16 protein-coding genes and 1 pseudogene are annotated in these 22403 nt (G+C 43.8%); 12 read left to right on the forward strand and 5 right to left on the reverse strand.

Features of this window, described 5'->3' with window-relative positions:
- Window positions 1–112 precede the first annotated feature (112 nt).
- From ABTV53_RS14590 to ABTV53_RS14610, 5 genes are all read left to right on the forward strand, one after another.
- On the forward strand, window positions 113–1849 hold the full coding sequence (locus ABTV53_RS14590) for an extracellular solute-binding protein (protein WP_433753931.1): 1737 nt from the start codon (window positions 113–115) through the stop codon (window positions 1847–1849).
- 61 nt (window positions 1850–1910) lie between these two features.
- Window positions 1911–2825, forward strand: a complete 915-nt coding sequence (locus ABTV53_RS14595; RefSeq protein ID WP_433753933.1) for an ABC transporter permease — start codon at window positions 1911–1913, stop codon at window positions 2823–2825.
- Between the two features lie 13 nt (window positions 2826–2838).
- A complete protein-coding gene (locus ABTV53_RS14600) occupies window positions 2839–3732 on the forward strand; it encodes a carbohydrate ABC transporter permease (RefSeq protein WP_433753935.1) in 894 nt (297 codons plus the stop codon).
- Between the two features lie 21 nt (window positions 3733–3753).
- Window positions 3754–5382: a glycoside hydrolase family 13 protein gene (locus ABTV53_RS14605; RefSeq protein WP_433753937.1), complete on the forward strand. Its 1629-nt coding sequence runs from the start codon at window positions 3754–3756 to the stop codon at window positions 5380–5382.
- A gap of 52 nt (window positions 5383–5434) precedes the next feature.
- Window positions 5435–7102 (forward strand): glycoside hydrolase family 13 protein, encoded by a 1668-nt coding sequence (locus tag ABTV53_RS14610; protein ID WP_433753939.1) that lies wholly within the window; start codon window positions 5435–5437, stop codon window positions 7100–7102.
- 99 nt (window positions 7103–7201) lie between these two features.
- Here ABTV53_RS14610 and ABTV53_RS14615 read toward each other — a convergent pair whose 3' ends face one another.
- From ABTV53_RS14615 to ABTV53_RS14625, 3 genes are all read right to left on the reverse strand, one after another.
- Window positions 7202–7390, reverse strand: a complete 189-nt coding sequence (locus ABTV53_RS14615; protein WP_433754219.1) for a GNAT family N-acetyltransferase — start codon at window positions 7388–7390, stop codon at window positions 7202–7204.
- A 14-nt stretch (window positions 7391–7404) separates the two neighbouring features.
- Window positions 7405–9159 carry a methyl-accepting chemotaxis protein gene (locus ABTV53_RS14620; protein ID WP_433753941.1) on the reverse strand — a complete coding sequence of 585 codons (1755 nt, stop codon included), beginning with the start codon at window positions 9157–9159 and terminating at the stop codon, window positions 7405–7407.
- A gap of 347 nt (window positions 9160–9506) precedes the next feature.
- Entirely contained in the window at window positions 9507–9911 is a 405-nt protein-coding gene (locus tag ABTV53_RS14625) for a VOC family protein (RefSeq protein WP_433753943.1), read from the reverse strand.
- Window positions 9912–10218: 307 nt separating this feature from the next.
- On the opposite strand from ABTV53_RS14625, the gene ABTV53_RS14630 reads away from it, so the two are divergent.
- The gene (locus tag ABTV53_RS14630; RefSeq protein WP_433753944.1) at window positions 10219–11958 is read left to right on the forward strand and encodes an ABC-F family ATP-binding cassette domain-containing protein; all 1740 of its coding nucleotides are present in this window, start codon (window positions 10219–10221) and stop codon (window positions 11956–11958) included.
- A gap of 70 nt (window positions 11959–12028) precedes the next feature.
- Here the strand turns inward: ABTV53_RS14630 and ABTV53_RS14635 are convergent, their stop codons facing one another.
- A complete protein-coding gene (locus tag ABTV53_RS14635) occupies window positions 12029–12412 on the reverse strand; it encodes a collagen-like protein (RefSeq protein ID WP_433753946.1) in 384 nt (127 codons plus the stop codon).
- 524 nt (window positions 12413–12936) lie between these two features.
- Between ABTV53_RS14635 and ABTV53_RS14640 the strand changes: the two genes are divergently transcribed.
- On the forward strand, window positions 12937–15609 hold the full coding sequence (locus tag ABTV53_RS14640; protein ID WP_433753948.1) for an endo-1,4-beta-xylanase: 2673 nt from the start codon (window positions 12937–12939) through the stop codon (window positions 15607–15609).
- Between the two features lie 273 nt (window positions 15610–15882).
- Window positions 15883–15960, forward strand: a pseudogene (locus tag ABTV53_RS14645) (IS200/IS605 family transposase); the annotation flags it as partial.
- A 179-nt stretch (window positions 15961–16139) separates the two neighbouring features.
- On the opposite strand, the gene ABTV53_RS14650 reads toward ABTV53_RS14645, so the two are convergent.
- A complete protein-coding gene (locus ABTV53_RS14650; protein WP_433753950.1) occupies window positions 16140–17708 on the reverse strand; it encodes an FAD-dependent monooxygenase in 1569 nt (522 codons plus the stop codon).
- A 129-nt stretch (window positions 17709–17837) separates the two neighbouring features.
- Here ABTV53_RS14650 and ABTV53_RS14655 point away from each other — a divergent pair, with 129 nt between their 5' ends.
- The 4 genes from ABTV53_RS14655 to ABTV53_RS14670 all read left to right on the forward strand — a co-directional run bounded on the left by ABTV53_RS14655 (window position 17838) and on the right by ABTV53_RS14670 (window position 22047).
- Complete coding sequence (locus ABTV53_RS14655) at window positions 17838–18464, forward strand: TetR/AcrR family transcriptional regulator (protein WP_433753952.1); 627 nt, start codon at window positions 17838–17840, stop codon at window positions 18462–18464.
- A gap of 507 nt (window positions 18465–18971) precedes the next feature.
- Window positions 18972–19718 carry an ABC transporter ATP-binding protein gene (locus ABTV53_RS14660; RefSeq protein WP_433753953.1) on the forward strand — a complete coding sequence of 249 codons (747 nt, stop codon included), beginning with the start codon at window positions 18972–18974 and terminating at the stop codon, window positions 19716–19718.
- A complete protein-coding gene (locus ABTV53_RS14665) occupies window positions 19702–21330 on the forward strand; it encodes a hypothetical protein (protein ID WP_433753955.1) in 1629 nt (542 codons plus the stop codon). Before ABTV53_RS14660 ends, ABTV53_RS14665 begins: the two co-directional genes overlap by 17 nt.
- A 153-nt stretch (window positions 21331–21483) precedes the next feature.
- A complete protein-coding gene (locus ABTV53_RS14670) occupies window positions 21484–22047 on the forward strand; it encodes a GNAT family N-acetyltransferase (RefSeq protein WP_433753957.1) in 564 nt (187 codons plus the stop codon).
- Window positions 22048–22403: the final 356 nt, after the last annotated feature.

Below are 22403 nucleotides of genomic sequence, written 5' to 3' on the forward strand. Positions count from 1 at the left end.
CATTTCTCTATCCAAACGGACGTGTAATCCCTATCTCAATTGGCCGTCACTCTATTTTATAATGAAAGCGCAAACAAATATTGAACATCAGAAAAAAGGGGAATCGAACTAGATGAGAATAAAATGGTCTATGAAAAGCAAACTGGTGACAAAGCGCCTGGCTGTGCTGTCCATGTCTGCCTTGATGGTTGCAACCCTCGCGGCATGTGGAGACTCTTCCACTCCTCCTACTGCAGAAGAAGCAGGGAAATATGAGGTAACGCCGGGAGATCCGTTCAGTGCCTATAAAGACGAAATTACCGTTACCATGGGACGGGTAACCACAGCCAACCCGAAACTGCCAGCCGGTGATACCTATGAGAACAACGCGTATACTCGGCTGGTCAAAGACACGTTTAACGCTCAGATTTCAGATCAATTTGAAGCCAATGGCGAAGATTATAGCCGTCAGGTTTCGCTCGCCATCGCATCCGGGGAATTACCAGACATGATGCGTGTTGATTCCAAAGATGAATTGAAAGAGCTGGTGGATAATGATCTGATTGAGGATCTGACCGCCATCTATGATCAATATGCTACGGATAATATTAAGCAGATATACGATTCCTATGATGGTCGTGCATTAGATAATGCAACGATTGATGGACGTTTGATGGGCCTTCCGGCGACTTCCCTGGATTCCGCACCAACGATGGTTTGGGTCCGTCAAGATTGGCTGGATCTGCTGGGGATTCAACTGGATGCAGACGGAGACGGCGCCATCTCGCTCGATGAAGTAGAGAACACGGCACAGGAATTCCTGAAAAGAGATCCTGGCCAATCCGGGAACCCGGTAGGTATTCCATTTGTGAACACGATGAATACAACAGATTATAATGGCTCTGCTTATACGATGCTGGGTGTGGCCTCAACCGAGGGAGCCTTTCCGCAATATTGGATGAATGGTGAAGACGGCAAAATCGTGTATGGTTCCACGACAGAAGAAACGAAGCAAATGCTGGGTATCATGGCGGATTGGTTCAAGAATGGTATCATTGACCCGCAATTTGGAACCCGCACGTTTGATGACATTACCGCACTCTACGCCAATGGCCAAAGCGGCATCGCCTTTGGACCGTGGCATATCCCTGACTGGGGACTGATTAGTGCGAAACAAATGGATAAAAATGCGAAATTCTCGGCTTATACGCTGGAGGATGCAGACGGCAAAGTCAACGTGGCGCATGCCAATCCTTCCAATCAGTTTATTGTGGTGAGAAAAGGATATGAACACCCTGAACTGGCCGTTAAGATTCTTAACCTGTTCTACGATAAACTGGCCAATGACAAAGATGCCGCAACGACCATGCCGGAAGCTGCCAAGTATCAGGAGACCGGGGTAGACGGATCTACGAGACCATTTAACATCGAAGTCAACTCGGCGACATCTCTGCTGGATGATTACTCTGACGTTGTTCGCGGAATTAAAGGAGAGATTAGCCTGGACGAGGTTCGCACAACCGAATCGAAAAATAACATCGGAAGCATCAAAACCTATTTGAGTGACATGGATACGGATGATGTAACTGCTTGGTCCAAATATCATTCACGGATCAACGGAGTGGGACTGATCGACAAACTGACACAGGAAAACAAATTTGTATGGATGACACCTGCTTTCTCTGGCACTACACCAAGTATGAAACAGACGTGGGCCAATCTGACGAAGTTGGAACAGGAGTCGTTTATCAAAATCATAACGGGTTCAGAACCTTTGGATTACTTCGATACATTCGTGAATAACTGGAAAAAACAAGGCGGTGATCAAGTCATTCAGGAAATTGAAGATGAGATCGCATCCAAACAATAACATCCGTGCACAGTAGCAGGGCTGCGATACGCAGCCTTTCTTTAACGAAAGGGGTTCATCCATGAAACAGGGGAAATTGAAAGCGAGAGGGCGGCTCGGTCCAGGTGCCATGTACCATATGATGATGCTGCCGGGTATTTTGTTTTTGCTTGTATTTAGCTATGTTCCAATGGTCGGCATCATTACAGCGTTTCAGGACTATATACCGGCCAAGGGTATGTTTGGCTCTGAATTTGTAGGCCTGAAGCATTTTATTTATATGTTTAAACTGCCGGATATCGCGCAGGTCGTCAGCAATACGTTGGTGATTGCGATTGGCAAGATTCTGCTCGGAACGATGATGGCCATCATTTTTTCCGTTTTATTAAATGAAATTCGTGTCAAATACGTTAAAAAATCCGTGCAGACGATTGTTTATCTGCCGCACTTTCTGTCTTGGGTTGTGCTGGCATCCGTTGTGGTCAACATGTTCAGTTTGGATGGCATTGTGAATCAAATGTTGGCGTTCTTTGGTTTGGAAAATATTAATTTCCTTGGCAGCAATACCTGGTTCCAGCCACTGATTATAGGTACAGACGTATGGAAAGAGTTTGGTTACAGTTCTATCGTCTATTTGGCTGCGATTACGTCGATAGATCCCGGTCTGTATGAAGCCGCAGGAATGGATGGGGCCAGTTGGTGGAGAAAAGTGTGGCATATTACCTTACCAGGCATGCTGCCTATTATTCTGCTCATGGGCGTGATGAGCCTGACCAACATTTTGAGCGCCGGTTTCGATCAAGTCTATAATCTGTATAACCCGGTTGTTTATGAGTCAGGCGACATTCTGGATACTTATGTCTATCGGATCGGTCTCGTTGGGCGACAGTATAGCTTCGGTACAGCTGTTGGTTTGTTCAAGTCCGTAATCGGTATTGTCTTGCTCTTGTCTGCCAACCAGTTGGCCAAAAAATATACGGACCGAAAAATATTCTAAGGAGGCCAAACCTGTGTCCTATTCTGCATACTTTAAAGATCGAATTGGCCGGTTTGTCATCTATGCCATCGTCATTATGCTGGCATTGGTCTGCCTTCTTCCGTTATGGAATATCGTTGCCATATCATTCAGCAGCAGCGAGGCGGTATCTGCCAATGCAGTAGGTCTTGTTCCGGTCAATTTTACAACAGCAGCGTATACAAAAATTATCGATGATGCACAGTTCTGGCGTTCCTTTGGCATATCTGTTCTACGTGTCGCACTTGCCCTTGTACTTAATATGATTCTGATTATTTTGATGGCTTATCCGCTATCCAAATCGAAGAGGGAATTCAAAGGCAGAAACATTTATATGAATATCATGATTTTTGCCATGTTGTTCAGCGGAGGCATGATTCCGACTTACCTGCTGATCAAAAATCTGGATATGCTGAATACGATATGGGCACTCGTCCTGCCAGGTGCTGTTCCAATTTTCAGTGTCATCCTCGTGATGAACTTCTTCTCTGCTGTACCTAAAGCGCTAGAAGAAGCAGCGTTTATCGATGGAGCGAATCCCATTCAGGTCTTGTTCAAAGTATATGTCCCTGTGTCTATTCCTGCGCTGGCGACAGTCGCTTTATTCAGTATCGTGGGTACATGGAATGACTTCTTCAGCGGTTTGATCTACATGACCAAAGTCAGTAATTATCCGCTTATGACCTATATTCAGTCCCTTAACGTAAATATTGCCGATCTGCTTCAAGCCGGCACGAATTCGAGTGAGCTCAGCAACCTGACTGAAATTTCGAATAAAAACCTGAACGCAGCCAAAATCGTAGTCGCTGTTATTCCGCTGTTACTGATTTATCCGTTACTGCAAAAATACTTTGTGACTGGCATTGTCGTAGGATCGGTCAAAGAATAACGTTAAGGAGGTTCAATGAACATGGAAAATAAAAAATGGTGGAAAGAAACCGTTGTGTATCAAATATATCCACGGAGCTTTCAAGATCGAAACGGTGATGGCATCGGCGACTTGATGGGCATTGTATCCCGATTGGATTATTTGCAAGAACTCGGCATTGGTGCGATTTGGTTATCACCTGTATGCAAGTCTCCTCAAGATGATTATGGATATGATATTTCAGATTATCAGGATATCGATCCGATGTTTGGGTCTTTGGAAGATATGGATACGTTAATTCTTGAAGCCAAGAAACGAGATATTCGGATCATCATGGATCTGGTGTTGAACCATACATCGGATGAACACCCATGGTTTCAAGAAGCCAAAAAAGGCAAAAACAATCCGTATCATGACTACTACGTCTGGAGAGATGGTGTTGAAGGAGCACCTCCGAACAACTTGGGGTCCACCTTCGGTGGTTCAGCCTGGGAATGGGTGCCTGAGATCGGACAATATTATTTGCATCTATTTTCCGTGAAACAGCCGGATCTCAACTGGGAAAACCCCAAAGTCCGGCAGGAGATTTACGACATGATCAATTGGTGGATCGACAAGGGAGTCGGCGGGTTTAGACTGGATGTAATCGACTTAATCGGTAAAGAGCCGGATGCGAAGATTACGGGGAATGGACCCAATCTGCATAAATATATCAGGGAATTGAGCAAGGAAACGTTTCAAAAAGCAGAAAATCTCCTAACGGTTGGAGAAACATGGGGCGCTACTCCCGAGATCGCCAAACTGTACAGCAATCCGGACGGCAGTGAGTTCTCAATGGTCTTCCAATTTGAACACATCAGCTTGGATGAACAAGAAGGCAAAGGAAAGTGGGATCTTAAACCTTTGGATGTGTTGGAATTGAAAAAAGTGCTGTCCAAATGGCAGACGGAGCTGGGGGGCGATGCCTGGAACAGTTTGTTCTGGAATAACCACGACTTGCCTCGAATCGTCTCCCGTTGGGGAAATGACGGAGAATACAGGATCGAATCGGCTAAAATGCTCGCTACCCTGCTTCATGGCATGCAAGGCACACCTTATATTTATCAGGGTGAAGAATTAGGCATGACGAACGTACAATATGCTATTGAAGACTATCGGGATATCGAATTGCTTAATTTTTATAAGGAAAGAATGGGGAAAGGATACCCTGAAAGCAGCGTGATGGAGTCGATCTTCGCGAAGGGACGCGATAACGCGCGAACACCGATGCATTGGGACTCTTCCGATAACGCTGGGTTTACAAGTGGCGAACCTTGGATCAAGGTGAATCCGAACTATACCTATATCCATGCCCAAGACAATTTGAATAACCCGGAATCCATATTTCATTACTATCGGAAGTTAATCCAATTAAGAAAAGATCATGAAGTCATCGTGTATGGAGATTATGAGCTGATCTTTCCAGAGAACCCCGACGTGTTTGCGTATACCCGCACGTTGAATGGTAATATGATTCTTGTGGTATGCAATTTCCAGGGGAATACGATCGAACTCCCACTTCAGGAGCAGTTAACAGGGTCCATTCAGCTTTTGATATCCAATTATACAGGTGAACTCTCAGAGAGCAGATTACGTCCATATGAAGCAAGAATGTACCTTATTCATAATTAAAGCATAATACGTTTTATCATGTTCACTTCCTAAGAAAGAAGGATTGTATTCAATGAAAAGAGTATGGTGGAAAGAAGCAGTAGCCTATCAAATCTATCCGAGGAGTTTTATGGATTCCAACGGAGACGGGGTTGGTGACATCAAGGGGATCATATCGAAACTGGATTATATCCAAGATCTCGGTATTGATCTGATATGGATCTGCCCGATGTATAAGTCACCCAACGATGATAATGGTTATGACATCAGTGATTACTGTTCCATTATGGATGAATTCGGCACGATGGCGGACTTTGATCAATTACTGCATGAAGTGCATCACCGCGGCATGAGACTTATTATGGACTTGGTAATCAATCATACAAGTGATGAACACCCGTGGTTTATTGAATCCAGAGCTTCGCTAGATAACCCCAAACGAGATTGGTACATCTGGAGAGATGGGAAGAACGGATACGAACCAAATAACTGGGAGAGCATCTTTGGCGGTTCTGCTTGGGAATATGATGAAGTCTCCGGACAGTACTATCTCCATCTGTTCTCCAAAAAACAACCAGATTTGAATTGGGCAAATAAAGAAGTTCGAAAATCCATCTATGAAATGATGAATTGGTGGCTGGATAGAGGGATTGATGGTTTCCGTGTGGATGCAATCAGCCATATTCACAAAGAAGAGGGCCTCTTGGACATGCCAATAAGAGAAGGCGTCAAATATGTCTCTTCTTTTGAAAAGCATATGAATGTCAAGGGAATCCAGAGTTATCTGCAAGAAATGAAAGAGAACACATTATCCAGATATGACGTCGTGACTGTTGGGGAAGCAAATGGAGTTAAGGTAGAGGACCAGGAAGATCTGCTGGATTGGATCTGTGAAGTCAGAGGGAAATTTAATATGGTCTTTCAATTCGAACACCTGGACCTTTGGAAGAACAGCACAGACAGGCAACTGGATGTTCCCAAATTAAAAAACGTTTTGACCAAGTGGCAAAAATCACTGGAAGGTATCGGCTGGAATGCTTTGTTTATTGAAAATCATGATCAGCCTCGCAAAGTTTCAACTTGGGGAAATGATACAGAGTATTGGTATGAAAGTGCCACAGCCCTTGGAGCCATGTACTTTTTCATGCAAGGCACCCCATTCATCTACCAGGGGCAAGAGATAGGCATGACTAATGTGGCTTACCCTTCCATAGCGGATTATAACGACATCGCCGATCGGAATTTATATCAGATCAAACGGGAAGAGGGCATGTCGCATGAGGAGATTATGAACATTATCTGGGCTTCAAGTCGTGATAACTCCAGAACGCCGATGCAGTGGTCTTCTGCCACAGAGGCCGGGTTTACTACAGGGACACCATGGCTCAAGGTGAATGACAATTTCATCCATATTAATGTAGAGAAACAACTGCAGGAACCACGTTCCATCCTACACTTTTACAAACAAATGATTCAGCTGCGAAAAAAACACGATACGTTGACTTATGGAATCTATGAGCTTCTTATGCCGGATCATCCGAGTGTATATGCATATACACGTACATTGGCAGATCAAAAGGTGCTGGTAGTCATCAATCTTTCTGAACACATCGTGGAGCTTGACGAAGATGAGCTTGGCCTCAACTTCTCAGAGATCTGGCTTACCAACTATGAGAATGGCATGCTGCCATTGGTGTTGCGACCGTTCGAAACTATTGTTGGATTAAGCGATAAAGTATAAGCAGGATACAAAAAAAGGCGTCTATATCATGGTCTGAATGATATAACGCCTTTTTTTGTTGTGTAACCTTATTAAAAAAATCAGCTGCGAATACTCGTGTTATTGATGGAGAACATCCGCATATTCAGAGATGCGCTCGAAACGTCCCTTGGCAAAAGGGCATAAAGGTAAAATCTTAATCCCGTTTTCCCGCGCGTATTCTACCATGGCTTTGATAAGTTCATAAGTCAACGTGACGAAACTCCTAACAATTTTGATGTACGCTGTATGTACTCGCCTCGTTCGCACAGGAATTTCATTTCTCAATCAGTGACTTCAATCTGAAATTGATCCGAATATGATTTGAGGTTGCCAGCAAGGCCGGCGAGCTGCCCGGAGATGTTCGAAAGTTCACTCGCCGATCGCTGCTGCTCTACAGCACTGGCCGTGACTTCTTCAGCCATGGCTGAAGTCTCCTCCGTTGCAGACGCGATATAACTCAGGTGCTGTTCTACCTCCTGTCGAATGGAATGCATATCCATCGTTCGGTTTTCCAAACGCTGAGCAAGCTCGTGCACTTCCGTTGATAATTGGCTAACCTGTCGGAACGCCTGAAGGCAATCAGCGATCTGTGTTTCCTGTTCCTTGACCGCCACCATGTTCGCTTCAAAATGACTGCCCATCCGATGTGTTTCTTTGACAAATGAACTCAGAATCACATCAATCTCCTGAATGGAACGTTCGGATTGCTGAGCAAGCAGTCCCATCTCACCAGCAACCACCGCAAAACCTTTACCGGCCTCGCCAGCACGGGCTGCCTCGATGGAAGCATTTAGCGATAGTATCTGGGTTTGTTTCAGGATGTTGTGGATTTGTCCACTAATGGAGGAAGCTAGTTCCGATTGAGTTGTTAGGGACCTGGAAATTTCCTGCTGATGCTCAACCCGCTTGGCATTCTCCCGGCCTTTTTCAAGCAGAACCTCATGTTCACGTGTAACTTGTATTTGTACGGCAGACAGCTGCTCTGAAGTATGGGTAAACTGTTCCACATAGGAACCTACTTCATCCATAATTTTGCCGAGATTCTCCGAATGCTGGACGGAATGTTCGGTTTCTTCTGCCTGTTTCATGGAGCCGATAGCAATTTCTTCAATTGCTCTGGAAAGTTCTTCGGTCTGGCGCTGGTTCATCTGAGCCGTTTCCGCAATATTTGCCGAGGACTGCTGCAGCGTATTCGAACCTTGCTGTATTCCCATCAGGATGTTCGTCAATTGCGCAACCATGACGTTAATCAGATCACTGATGTCACCTAGCTGATCGTTGGTCATATGTGTGGAAACAACTTTGAGATTCCCATCTGCAACCTGTTCAAGGCTGGACTTAATATCACGTACTTGTCTGAGGATGCCTCTTACCACCAATAACATCATGACCAGCGAAAGAATCAGTACTACCGCGAAAATTGGAATAATGGTCCGATAGGCGTTATTGACGGATATCGCAGAGACTTGATTCACTGCTCCAGCAGAAATATCAATGCCCAGATAGCCAATAATCGCACCTTGCGAGTCCTTGATTGGTGTAAAGGAGGACAACAGCTGCCCCCAAGTCGGATCGTCTACTATACCCGTTGTAATGACTTCTCCCCTTAATAAGCGTTCCTGAATCTGGGGGTTGAATTCCATGGCAGTCCCGTACGGGCTATATTCCGTATCGTCCCAATCTGCTCCATCCACCGTATAGATCCACCCGTCTGATGTTTTTTCATACATATAAACATAGAGGGCTCCCGATTGAAGCCTAACTTTAACAAGCTCTTCTCTAAGACGTTTGTATTCGCTGCTCTCCTCTGAAGCAGTAGAGGATAATGTCTTGAGTAATTCAGATTCCTTGCCTAGTTGAGAGGCAGTATTCACTGCCAACTGCTGATTGTTATGCTGCATGGTCATTAAAGACGCATTTTTACTGGAATCGATAGTGGTCCACATGATTAGACCGCCCATGGTCAGTAGCGGAACCAGAATGATTAAATACAGCTTGAACCTTAAATCCATCTTTTTTTTGCGAGTCTGTCTCACGTTCTGCTCCCCCTTGGATGTAATAAAGTAATATGGTTTATTTGTATAACCCCATACTATTTATCGTAACATTGAAGAGGGAAATGAAGACTAAATCTAAATTTGTATATACATATACGTAGGAGAATATGATTCTTTGTGGTGCCAGTGCACTCAAACCGAATGAAAAGTTACGTCTTGCATAAAGAAACGTTGTCATTAACCAAAAAAGCTCCACCAGCATTATGCCAGTGTACGCTTAAATTTTCTCTAAGACATCTGTTCAATATACAAATATATTCACGGATGTTTATTGCAGAAACGGTCGATATAATCAGAACATTGCCCTTACTCATTTCAACTGTCCTTTATAGCCTACCCCTGAACCGTTGGATTGCTTCCTCGGTCGCCGGCGTGAAGAGATTAACCAGATTACCGTCAGGGTCGCGAAACAGCAAAGCACGATTCCCCCACGGCATTGTGGTAGGCTCCTTGACCCACTCATCGACAAACGGCTTCAAACGCTCGTATTCGGCATCAACATCGTGGACGTGGAACTCAATAATGATAGTACGATTGTTGGCCGCCACAGCGGAACCAGCGCCAAACAGATGCACCGTCTGGGAGTGGCCGATCGCTAGAGTGCACGATGGCATAACGAGTTCGGCAAAGACAGGTGCAGGGCGTTCTGCTGAAACACCCGTAATTTTCTCATAGAACTCGACGAGACGATCCACGTCATCAGTAATGATACGCACAGAAGCAAAATTCACGAGATATCATCCTTCCTATAATAAGTAATACATTTCGGACCAAAAGCACTTCGCATTTACTTTTACTCCTTTACAATTGCTTACTCCAACTATACAAAAACACTACTGACAACGGTATGTCAGTAGTGTTTTATGAAGTAACCACCGCCCACTAGCCATCATTCTATAGAAAGTATTAGAATTTCAAAGTGAGGGTAAGGGCTAAAAATCGATTGTACTTGGTGGTAAACAGTGTTACTCTAAAAGTCTGTGTTCGACAATATATTCAATACTAGCCACCAATTTAGTTATAAAGAAAGGTAACACTATGATAAAAGTTGAAAACTTATCCTTCGCATTTCCACAAAAGGAACTATATAAAAACATTTCATTTACGTTTGAAGAGGCACAACATTGTGCGTTTATCGGAACAAGCGGAAGTGGAAAAAGTACATTAATCGATATCCTGATGGATCCGGAACGATATTTGTTCGAAGGCAAGTTAGAGATAGACCCGGATTGCAAAATCGGGTATGTCAGTCAATTCTCCCAAGTCGACAAAACGAAAGAAATGACCGTTTTTGAATATATCGGAGAAGAATTCATTAAGATACAAGATGAAATCACTGCCATTTATGCTGAAATGGAAAACACGTCGGATATGGATTCCCTGCTGGAAAAGGTTCAATTGGCTTTGGATGCTTTCGAGGCGATGGACGGGGATAATTACGAAAACACCATTAACAAGCAGCTAAACCTGGCCAATCTCATGAAGCTCAAAGATCTTAGTATATCCGCCATAAGCGGCGGGGAATTCAAGCTTATTCAAGTGATGAAGGAAATGCTGAGTCGTCCCGACTTGATGATTATGGACGAACCCGATGTATTTTTAGATTTTGAGAACCTCAATGCGCTTAAAAAATTGATCAATTCCCATAAGGGCATGTTATTGGTCGTTACCCATAACCGGTATCTGTTAAATCACTGTTTTAACAAAATCATACACCTTGAAAACACGGAGATCCAAGAGTTTGACGGGCGATATATCGAATACAACTTCACGCTGCTTGAGACGAAGATCGAGCTGCAAGAAATCGCAGTTGCTGAAGCTGAAGAGATTGAGAGATACGATCACATCATCGACAATCTTAGAGAGATCGCCACGTATAATTCGGAAGCCTCCAGAGGAAGAGCGTTAAAAGCCAGAGTCAAGTTTCAAGAGAGATTGGAAGCACGTCGAATAAAAGAACCATTTGTCGATATCAAACAGCCGAATATCAGTTTTGGGATCGATAAGGAAATGGAAGACACCGTTGTGGTTAACGTCAATAACTATAGCGTTTCCTTTGACGAGTTGCTTTTGGAAAATGTGAACTTTGAGATCAAATCAACAGATAAAGTAGCCCTGATCGGTCCAAATGGTACCGGGAAAACGACTTTACTCCGAGAAATTTTTAAAAATAATCAGGATTCCATTGAAATTAATCCTGATGTTAAGGTAGCTTATTTATCTCAAGTTCAAGGCGAAATGTTAAAGGATTCGAATACCATCCTAAATGAATTCATAGATTCCGGGTTTCAAACGTATGATGAAATTAGATCGTATCTTTCAAACTATGGCTTTGAAGGAGAAATCCTTGATCAAAAGATTGAATCGTTATCTGGCGGAGAAAAAAACATGCTTCAATTGGCTAAAGTTGCTGCCCGTCAAGCGAGCGTGTTGCTTCTTGATGAACCGACAAGCCATTTAGACATCTATTCACAAATTGCTTTGGAGAAAGCCATTGAAGATTACAAAGGTGCGATTATCATGATTTCTCATGATTTCTATTCTGTTGTAAATGGTATGGATTATGTTTTGATTATTGAGGACAAAACGATTAGTAAAATGAGTATAGAAGAATTTAGAGAGATGATTTATGCGAGTCATTTTGATGAAAATTATCTAGAAACGGAACAAAAGAAAAAGTCTGTTGAGATGAAAATTGAATTGGCTTTAAAAGATACTAATTTTGAACTTGCAAAAAGTTTGGTTGATGAGCTAGAAAAGCTGATTAAGTTGCTTTAGACAAGGTGAATTTTCCATAAATCTAAATCCCCCTGTATGTGGATTAATCCGCATACAGGGGGATTTACTTTTAGAAACAGCTAAACGAGCTGATTCGCTGCAGATCAATGCCAGTGTACATCCAGAAGAACCCATTCCAACGAAACCCAGCCACCGAATTTCTACCTACAAATACCGGGTACATCCAGAAGCCGGGACCACGATCCGGCCAAATATATGTGTAGCGAAACAGACAGCCGGATATAGCTCTTGGATCTACCGCATATAACGAAGCGGGTTGCTGTGGAATGAATGATGGTGGCGGCCCTGTAGGTGCCTGCACGCCTTGTGGTCCGCCGCCTCCACCCCCAGGGAACGATGGAGGGCCAGGCATTCCACCGGGTCCTCCTGGTCCTCCGGGACCCCAAGGTCCGCCAAACCCTCCACCAGGTCCAAAAGGAGGTAAAAATGTCATATCACATCACTCCTGTTCATTAGTCTAATGTATTGTATGTAGGCAATTGAACAGGGGAATGGGTGGGAGCCTATAGAAGGACACTTAAATTCAAGTCGAATCAAGCATAAGCAAAAACAGAGCTGGGTCTCCAGATTCATCATCGTGATCTCAACGACATTTACTCCGATAATTCCGACAATCATTGGAGCGGGTATGATCAAAGCAATATTAGCTGTAATTGTGCTGACAGGCCTCGTAACGACGGATAGCGAAAACTACTATATCCTTAACACCATTGCAGACGTGGCTTTCTATTTCATGCCGAGCTCATGTCTTATAATGAAGGTTTCGCTGATCGGGTATCACCTTACATGCAAACGAACTCCAGCTTCCTAAACTCACATGATATTACCAATAGATAACATTTTATTATAATTATTGGAAGTTTATTATATGTATGCGCTATCCAAAGAACTATAATCTATTTATCTGGATGTTAATCCGTTCAGAAAAACTTAGACCAAATCAAGAGGAGGAATTGTATGAAACGGTTAGGTCAATGGAATATAACGGTCTTGGTTCTTTTGCTGGTACTCGCCATGTTTTCATTTTCGAATGTCTCACATGCAGCCAAGGCAGTTACAGAAGTGGAGGGAGGTGACTTGAGCACAAACTTTGAAGACGGTACTCTTCAGGGATGGACTCCACGTGTCGGTAGCGAAAGGCTGACAGTGACACAGCAGGAAGCACACGAAGGTCAGTCCAGTATGCTAGTTTCCAACCGTGAGCGTTCCTATCATGGACCGAAGTTATCCATGAAGGATCTGCTTAAGCGTAACCAAGAGTACGAGATTACGTCTTATGTAAGACTTACTCAGGAGCCTACCACAGATCAAACACTACAGCTCACCACATATAAAAAAACAACTGCCGATAGCTGGAACCCGATCGGTAGCGTGAAGATTGCCAAAGCAGAATGGAATACTTGGCACAAAATCACCGGAAAATTTCAGTATAGCGATGATCCCACTGAATTGAATTTGTTCATCGAGACACCCTACATCTCTGAAGATAGCGTAGATACGTTATCGTTCTATGTAGATGATGTAACATTTACTCAGGCCGAGCAACTGGAGATTGAAGAAGGGATTCTGTCTCTGGGGGACCTGTATCAAGATGATTTCCCCATTGGTGCAGCGGTGTATCGCTGGCAGTTGGAAGGCGCATATGGACAACTGCTTACGAAACACTTTAACAGCTTGACCGCAACCTATGAGATGAAACCGAAGTACATGTCTCCTTCCGAAGGTGTTTATGAGTTCGAGGCAGCCGATCAATATGTTCAGTTCGCCGAGGAACATGGTATGGGTGTACGCGGACATGCGTTGTTGTGGCATATTGATGCAGCAGAGTGGATGCTCAAGGATTCTCAGGGTAACCCTTCGAGTCGAGAATTATTGCTTGCCCGGATTCAGGATTACGTTGAAACCGTCATGACCCGATACAAAGGTAAGATCTATGCCTGGGATGTGGTAAACGAGGCGATTGCGGATAGCAATGGTGATGCCAACGGTTTACGTAAAAGTCCCTTTTATGAACTAATCGGTCCGGATTACATTGAGAAAACCTATGAATTCGCTCGTGCAGCCGATCCGGATGCCAAATTATACTACAACGAATACTTCACGGAAGTCCCTGAGAAAAGAGAGCATATGTATAAGTTGGTCAAACGATTGAAAGAGAAAGGGCTCATCGATGGTGTGGGTTTGCAATCCCACTATAACCTGGAATCCCCGCCCATCGAGGAAATTGAAAAAACGATCAACATGTTCGTCGAACTTGGATTGGATATTCAGATCACGGAACTGGACGTGGATAGCGGAATTCCATTTGGTGAAGAGATGTCGGATGAAGTTGCGGTAAAACAGGCGTATCGATATAAGGAATTGTTGGATTTGTATCAAAAACACAAAGATCACATTTCTTCAGTTACCTTATGGGGACTGCAAGATGAGAAGTCTTACAACAACCAGGCAATGCTGTTTGATTCAGCCCTGAAGGCCAAAAAAGCATACTGGGGAATCGTGGATGAATCGAACTTGCCTGTTTTGACACAGAGAGCCGTCTCACTTTCGGGTAAACCGGATATCAAAAAACATTCACAAGATCCGCTCTGGAACAAAGCGGTGTCTACTCCACTGAAGGGCGACTCTTCGGGATCAGCCAGTTTCCGCACTTTATGGGATCAAAGTAACCTGTATATCCTTGTGGATGTTCGGGATGCGAAGGCAGATGTGAATGACAGAGTAGAACTCTTTGTTGATCTCAACAATGGCAAGACCACCTCATATGAAGCAGATGACCGACACGTAATCATTAAGCGGTCGGGCAAAGCGGAGGGCGCGGAGCAGCGTTCGTATCGTGTACGTGAGACAAAAGCTGGATATTCGGTTGAATTGTCCATTCCATGGGATGGTATACAAGTCGGATCAGAATATGAAGCCGGTTTGGATATCCGTGTGACTGATGGCGCTGCAAGTGGGACACAACTTTATAATCCACTGTACTGGAATGATCGAACACAAACTCAGGAACAAGATACAAGCAAATACGGCGTGATTCAACTTGCCTCTATGCCCAAATCTGCACAAGCTGTGCAAGGGGTTGTTCAGATTGATGGGAATAAAGACGCTTTATGGAATAAGGCTGTACCATTTGAAGTAAAACGGTTGAATCAGAGCGAGGGTGCAGAGGCAGTGGCACGCGCAATGTGGTCAGGTGAATATCTATATCTGCTGATCGACGTCACTGATCCAAACATTATCACAGATAACATCAACCCATGGGATCAGGATTCGGTTGAGATTTTCCTGGATGAGAATCACCAGCGCACACCGTATTTCCAATATGATGATGCCCAGTTCAGAATCAGTGCAGACAATGTGGCAACCTTTGCAGGCAGTGCCTCACCCGGACGCCTTGTAAGTGCTGTGAAGAAAACGAATAAAGGATACCTCATAGAAGCCAGAATCCAGTTACATTCACTGACGCCAAAGACTGGAAATGTTCTCGGTTTCGATCTTCAAATTAACGACAATCAGGGCGAAGGCAAGCAGAACGTAGCCAAGTGGAATGATACGACCAATGAAAGCTGGAGAAACACTTCTCAGTATGGAATACTCACTTTTATCGGAAAGAACAAACTCGGGCATTAAACCATTGCCAGTAGTAGCAAGAATAGAAACCATCATAACAGTGGCTGAAACTCAACTATTGTTGTGATGGTTTTCATCGTTTGAATACGTCACCGACGGTGATGAAGGGCGATAAAATCTGCCTTGTCTATATTTAACAGCCCTTGATATACTACATGGACGTTTTTGACAGTTTGTAATATGAAATGCGACACCTACTGGAAATGAAAAAATGGCTCATAGCCTGATTCGTGTAGATCGTGCTCTTGCATCGCATCCCTATCATGGTCATTCATGGCAACCAAGAGCTACAGCCTAGCTCACACAAAGTGGATGTGTAAGTACCACATTGTGTTCACCCCGAAGTATAGAACCACCTGTTGGATGGGTTGTCCTGATTTTATTGGTACAAATTCGTGTCCTGAGCCACAGTTTGATCAACATGGTTAAGGATCTCGCCTTGAAGGCAATTGATCGAGGACAGATTTACATTGTTGACTTTATGTTCTTGTCCCAAAGCGAAGACAAGACCCATATTCCGATTGTGAAAATCAGTTTGCGCGATAGATGGAATTCAAGTAATTCGAAATCACTGACGGTTGATCCATGGATGTACGCAGTGCGATGTAACCGTCGGGACGAATCAACATGAGTTCTTCACTTGCTACATCGTAAATTCGATAGGCATTGCCTGCTGTGTCTGTCATGCCTTCTGGCCCCACTACGTTTGATGGCAAGATATAATGCACATGGAGTTCGTCGTTAGTGAAGATATTCAGTGAAGAATGGATGCCATTTGCAAAAACCAAAAGCGTCCAGTGTGGGCCACGCAATAGGTCGAAGATGCTTCCTGTAAACCCGGTACCTTGCAGGCCAGCAGCATTAGGAGCACGATCGCCAGGGCATAAACAGCAGGTATCATGTGTCAGAGCAGAACGGCGGATTAGAGAACTTGACCGATAGGAAATGAGAAGCCCGCTCGTCAGATCGTCAGATATAGTGCTCAAAGTTTGGGACAATCCACCGCCTTCAGTTGCCGTTCCTATGACCACTCCAATCTTCTTCGTGCTGTCTTCAAGCACGACTTGAGCCACTGGTCGACGCTCCTCATCATACGTGTCGAGTAAGGAAGTGTCCGCTCCCCGTATCACAGCCGCCAGTTTCCAGCCGAGGTTGTACGCATCCTGCATCCCCGTATTCATGCCTTGTCCGCCGGCTGGCGAATGAACATGAGCAGCATCGCCGGCAAGGAAGACCCGGTCGTTGCGGTAACGTTCAACCATCCGAATGTTGACCCGGTAGATGGAAAGCCAGGAAGCATCCGTGAACTGAACACGTCCGGCCCCGGCCCTGCGGTCAAACATGGCTTGGTATGCTTCCAGCGACGGCTGCTCTGGTTCTTCAACATCTTCCGAGATGGTAGCCTGCAGCTGCCAAATATCGGATTTCGGCAGCGGTGTCACTCCAACCATTCCCTCCGAAGATGTCCAGATATGGATATGGTCACGATCTAACCCTTCCAAACGTACATCGCCAAGGTACCAGCGCTCATGATCGCGTGTTTCCCCAACTAGCGGTAAGTGAATAAACTTGCGGATATTGCTTTTTCCACCGTCAGAACCAACGACATAACGAGCGCGAATGTGTTCTTCTCCCTGAGGTGAATTCACGGTTACCGTTACACCATCCACATCCTGAACCAGCCCCACAGCTTCCATGCCTAACTCAACTTGACCGCCAAGCTCTGCATACCGATTGCGCAGTGCTTTTTCCACATCAAATTGAGCAATCCAGACCGGATCACGATAGGGCGTTTCAAGTTCGGCGCTTGCTGCCACAGTAATTGTCGGCTTTTCCACACTTCGGCCATCTGCGGTATAATAACGAACAGGCAAATCCACAACACCCGTGTCAGTGATGTAGTGAACGGCATCCAAATCATCGACGACTTCAAGCGAGCGAGGCTGGATTCCTTTCGCCCGAGAGGCAACGTTATATACGGGGCTTCGTTCAATAATGCGATGGGCAACGTTTCGACGGGCAAGATCGCAGGCAAGTGTAAGTCCTGTAGGTCCGGCCCCGACAATGAGAACATCAACAAAAGACCGCTTGGTATTCATGGAATAATCCTCCTTGATCATTGATTTAATATGCTACATTTGTTATACTACACCGTGCAGTGTAGTTTGTAAATAAAGCTTTAATTCTAATTGATTTCAGATCGAATATATGTAGGGGGCAACATAAGAATGGATATGACGGAAAACAAGAAAATCCGCAAAGGCTCTGCTGACAAACGAGCCAAAATTATAGTGGCGGCACGAGACCTGTTTCTTTCAGATGGATTTGATCGGTCCAGCGTCGATGCGGTCGCAGCTAAAGCTGGAGTCTCCAAACGAACAGTTTATGATTATTATGGCGACAAGCAGAACCTTCTGCTTGCCGTTGTGGAAGAATCCAGTGTGGCCGTTCTTGAGATGATAGAGCGAGGGATTACAGACCATCTTTTGGAATTTGAGGATCTGCAGCAGGCACTCATCTTATTCTGCGAACAAATTGTGGCTTCCGCGAACGGTTCGGCCGACTATATGGCTTTGATCCGTCTGGTTATGGTCGAAGAAGCCAACCTGCCAGAATCGTTTTTTGAAAGGCTGGACAAAGCAACAGAAGAGGGCATTATGAGGAGATTTACAGAGTTTGCTCAAGAGGGATTAATCGATGTGCCAGATCCTAAAATGGCTACCAAACATTTCGCTGCATTAACGATTCTATTGGTATTCAATCAACCTAGAAGAACAGGTAGTATGGCTGTGGAACAAACCAGACGTATCATCGCAGAGGGCGTACGTGTCTTTCTTAGCGCTTATGCACATTGAATGAATCTGCCGCAGGCAGATGACTTATAGATTCAATGACGGATTTTACAAGCGGCGGTACGCGGTCTGCGCAAGCTTGAGCATATGGAGCAATATATTTTTAACATGAATTATATGAAGAAAATATATGGGCATGTACCACTGCTTAAAAACTATATATCGAGGGACAAGAACATGGTTCCATTGAAGTCGCTAATAGCGGCTTTTTTTTATTTTATCGGTACACGTTCTTGTCCTGAATAGGTTACAAACCAGCGCGGAGAAAAAGCCAAAGAAAGGGATTATATTATTCAAAATAGAATACTTATAAGAAGGATTGTCTAATTTACCAGAAGTAGTTATATTGACCAAGAAAGGCAATTCTCAAAATGCCGAAAGGACTGATATTTATGAAAACTAAACAAATTTTAAATAGGTTTGAGAACGAGAACAACAACATGGTTGTATCTATGGTTGGAGAGTCAGGTAAACAGATAACTAATTATGGTGAATGTGAGGAGAAAATAAATGAAATTGGTACTTCAAAGTATAAGGAAGAGTTTTGGTAATCAACAAGTATTAACAGATCTGAATTTTCAATTTGAAAAAGGAAAGATTTATGGCCTTCTTGGACGAAATGGTGCTGGTAAAACAACTTTATTTAATTGTTTGAGTGGCGAGATTCAGACGGATAACGGCACAATGAAACTGGTGGACGAATCCACATCCCGTACCATAGAGATGGATGATGTTGGATATGTTTATTCCTTGCCAATGTTACCGGAATTTCTTACGGGATATGAGTTTATACGTTTTTTCATCGATGTTAATTCCGAAGTGATTGAAGGGCGAGGAGACGATATGGACGCCCTTTTTGATATGATGCACATTACACAGGCGGACCGTCATAAACTCATTAAGCACTATTCACACGGGATGAAGAATAAAGTGCAAATGCTGTTGTTTTTACTCACTAAACCCACAGTGATCTTATTGGACGAACCTCTAACTTCGTTTGATGTTATCGTTGCAAGTGAGATGAAACAATTGTTACGTGATATGAAAAAGGATCATGTACTCATTTTCTCAACTCATATATTACAATTGGCGACGGATCTGTGTGATGAATTAATTATTCTGAATGGTGGCCGTTTGACGCAGATTTCAACAGAAATTGTTACGCAACCCGATTTTGAAGAGAAGGTTATTGCGTTATTACAAGACGATAGCGAACAGGATGACCAGAAGGAGAATGCCGATGCAGGGAATATTTAATACGATTTCTCGCATGCGGCAGCTACAGGTTATCACGCTCGTAAATCGCATCATCTATTTCATGCAGAAGATACCCGTCGTTGGCCGCTTCTTCAGTGAACAGACCTATGCTGCTTTTCGGACGAAACGCATAATTGGTGTAATCGCAGTCGTTTTGATGCTTGTAGGCGGATTGTTGGAAAGTGTATTCTATTTCGGGGGAATGCTTGCATTGCCCATACTCTTGTGGACAGAGGGTTCTAACACTACAGAGCAGTTCACTCTTTTTCTTCACATGTATTTTTGCATTAGTGGAGTAATGGCCGGGATGACGAGTGCAAAAGTATTGGAATCAAACAAGATGAAGTATACTGCTGTCCGACTTATGCGAATAGCTCCTACCAAATTTATGCGAGCTGAGCTGTTTTATCGGTATACTACATTCTTGTTGTATCAAGGAATTGCGTTGACGTTGGTTTCAATGTTGTTTGATTTCTTCATTTTTCATGCACTTCTGGCTGTTGGAGTCATAACGATTTGGCGCGTGCTGAGTGAATGGATACATTTTTCCGTTTTCCGCTGGAAAGGAACGATCCTTGTACAGAAAACAGGGGTTATGGGTTTGGTCATGTTACTCACACTGACAGCTGCGTACCTACCATTAACATCACTGAGCATTCCTCTTTTCGGAGCCGTAATCTTGGAGCAATGGTGGCTTGTCACATTCATATCGTTATCTGGGACTGTTGCCGGATATATTTTATTAAAACATACGGATTTCACAGCAGCCGTACGCGCAGTAACGAACCAAGCTGATCCATTGTTGAATAGGGAAATCATGATGGCTAATATCCAACAACAAATGATGCAGGCAAAAGATAATGATGCTGCGCAATATACCTCGTCCAACCTACATGCTCGAAGGCAAACCTCATTAGGTGAACAGGGATACGAACAAATGCATAACCTCCTGCTTAGCAGGTACCAACATCTCACCCAGGTGCCGTTCCGCAGACGTTTAATGGCTATTATAATCATCGGAATATTACTATCTTTCTCGGCATTCATTGTCAGAGATCATGTCTCTCTAAACGCAGTGGAACGATATACGCCTATACTTATCATGGCTATGCTAAGTCTGACAATAGGACGAGAGATTTGTAAGGGGCTATTTCTCCATTGTGATATGCAACTCATGCGCTATTCATTTTATCGCAAGCATGCGAAGCAACATTTTCGTTTGAGGTTTAGGAGTTTGTTAGTCTTGAATCTAAAATTGGGTGTGTGTTTAGCAACTGTACTAAGTGTACCTTTACTTGTTTTGTCAGAAGGAAGTGGTATACGTACAATGCTTCTCATCTGGGTTATGACGATGGCACTGTCTGTATTTTTCTCAGTACATCATCTATTGGTATACTATGTGTTCCAGCCCTACACAATATCGTTGGACACAAACAACCCTCTTTTCACATTCATGAACAGTCTGATTTCATTAGGCTTTGTTATGGCAATGTTTGTTGGCCCTGCACTATGGGTACTTACTGTTGTCTTAATCGTGTTGACTGTAGGATATCTGTTCAGTGCTGTACCTCTTGTAAGCAAATATGCTCCAAACAATTTTAGAGTAAAATAATAAACGAGAGGGAGCATATGGAGATGCTTTCTTCGTAAAATGATCTTAATCGAACACGGTTAGTGGATATCCTCCTTTCTGAGAAGAAGGGGGGATTTTATTGGATTCCAAGAGAGGAAAGATTTACTTTGTTAAAATCTAGGGGTGAAACAAGTGCTGGAATTAGAGTTTATGACAGTAGAAGCCTGGGATGAAGCATTGTGGGCGCGGATGGAGCAGATCTATCATGAAGCTTTTCCAAGCGGCGCCAAGACAAAAGAGATTCTTCGCAGTATGTTGGATCGGCGCATTGGTTATTTACACACGGGCGTGCATCATGGAGAAGTGGTTGCGATGGCTGTTACTGGACTGGTAGAGAAGGGTGCAGACCGCATCCTGATCATCGATTACCTTGCGATTGAACAGAAGCTGCGCGGTTCGGGTATAGGAACCTGGATGCTGAAGCAACTCAGAGATTGGGCATTAAGGGAACACTGGATCAAAGGGATAATCATCGAGGCGGAGTCCGGGATTACAGAGGCTCATCGGCAACGCATTCAGTTTTGGCAACACAATGGGTTTGTCTTAACCTCCTATGTTCATCAATATCGAATGGTACCTGAACCGTATCAGGCTATGATGTTGCCACTGGATGGAAGCACTCAGGTGTCTGATGAGGGTGAGAAACTATTTCGTTATATCCAAGATTTTCATAAGGTTGCTTACCGGAAGAGTTAGTCTCTCAGACTCTCAGGGCAACTTTAATCGTTTCTATGCTGGCTATCTCATCTGAGGTTTTTTTATTATTGGTATGGAGGAAGATATGGACTACGATTCACGGAAGAAAGCGTTGTTTGATACGGACTGATATCCAACAGTAAACCACCTTAAGCTGTATTTTAGAATCTCCTCACTTAGAATAGAAAGTCCAAGTACCCACGCTGAGCGTAGCGTCACCACGAGTTCCTAACTACTCCAAGAAATATTAGTAGATTTGATTTTAAGTTAAATTGATATATAGTAATATCAAAAGATACTATTTTTTATTACTATAAAGGCAAACTTCTACGTAACGTCCTGCTCAATACCCATTT

Origin of the sequence: Paenibacillus amylolyticus (assembly GCF_050990605.1) — a bacterium.
In the GTDB taxonomy this organism is placed as follows: Bacteria; Bacillota; Bacilli; order Paenibacillales; family Paenibacillaceae; genus Paenibacillus; species Paenibacillus amylolyticus_H.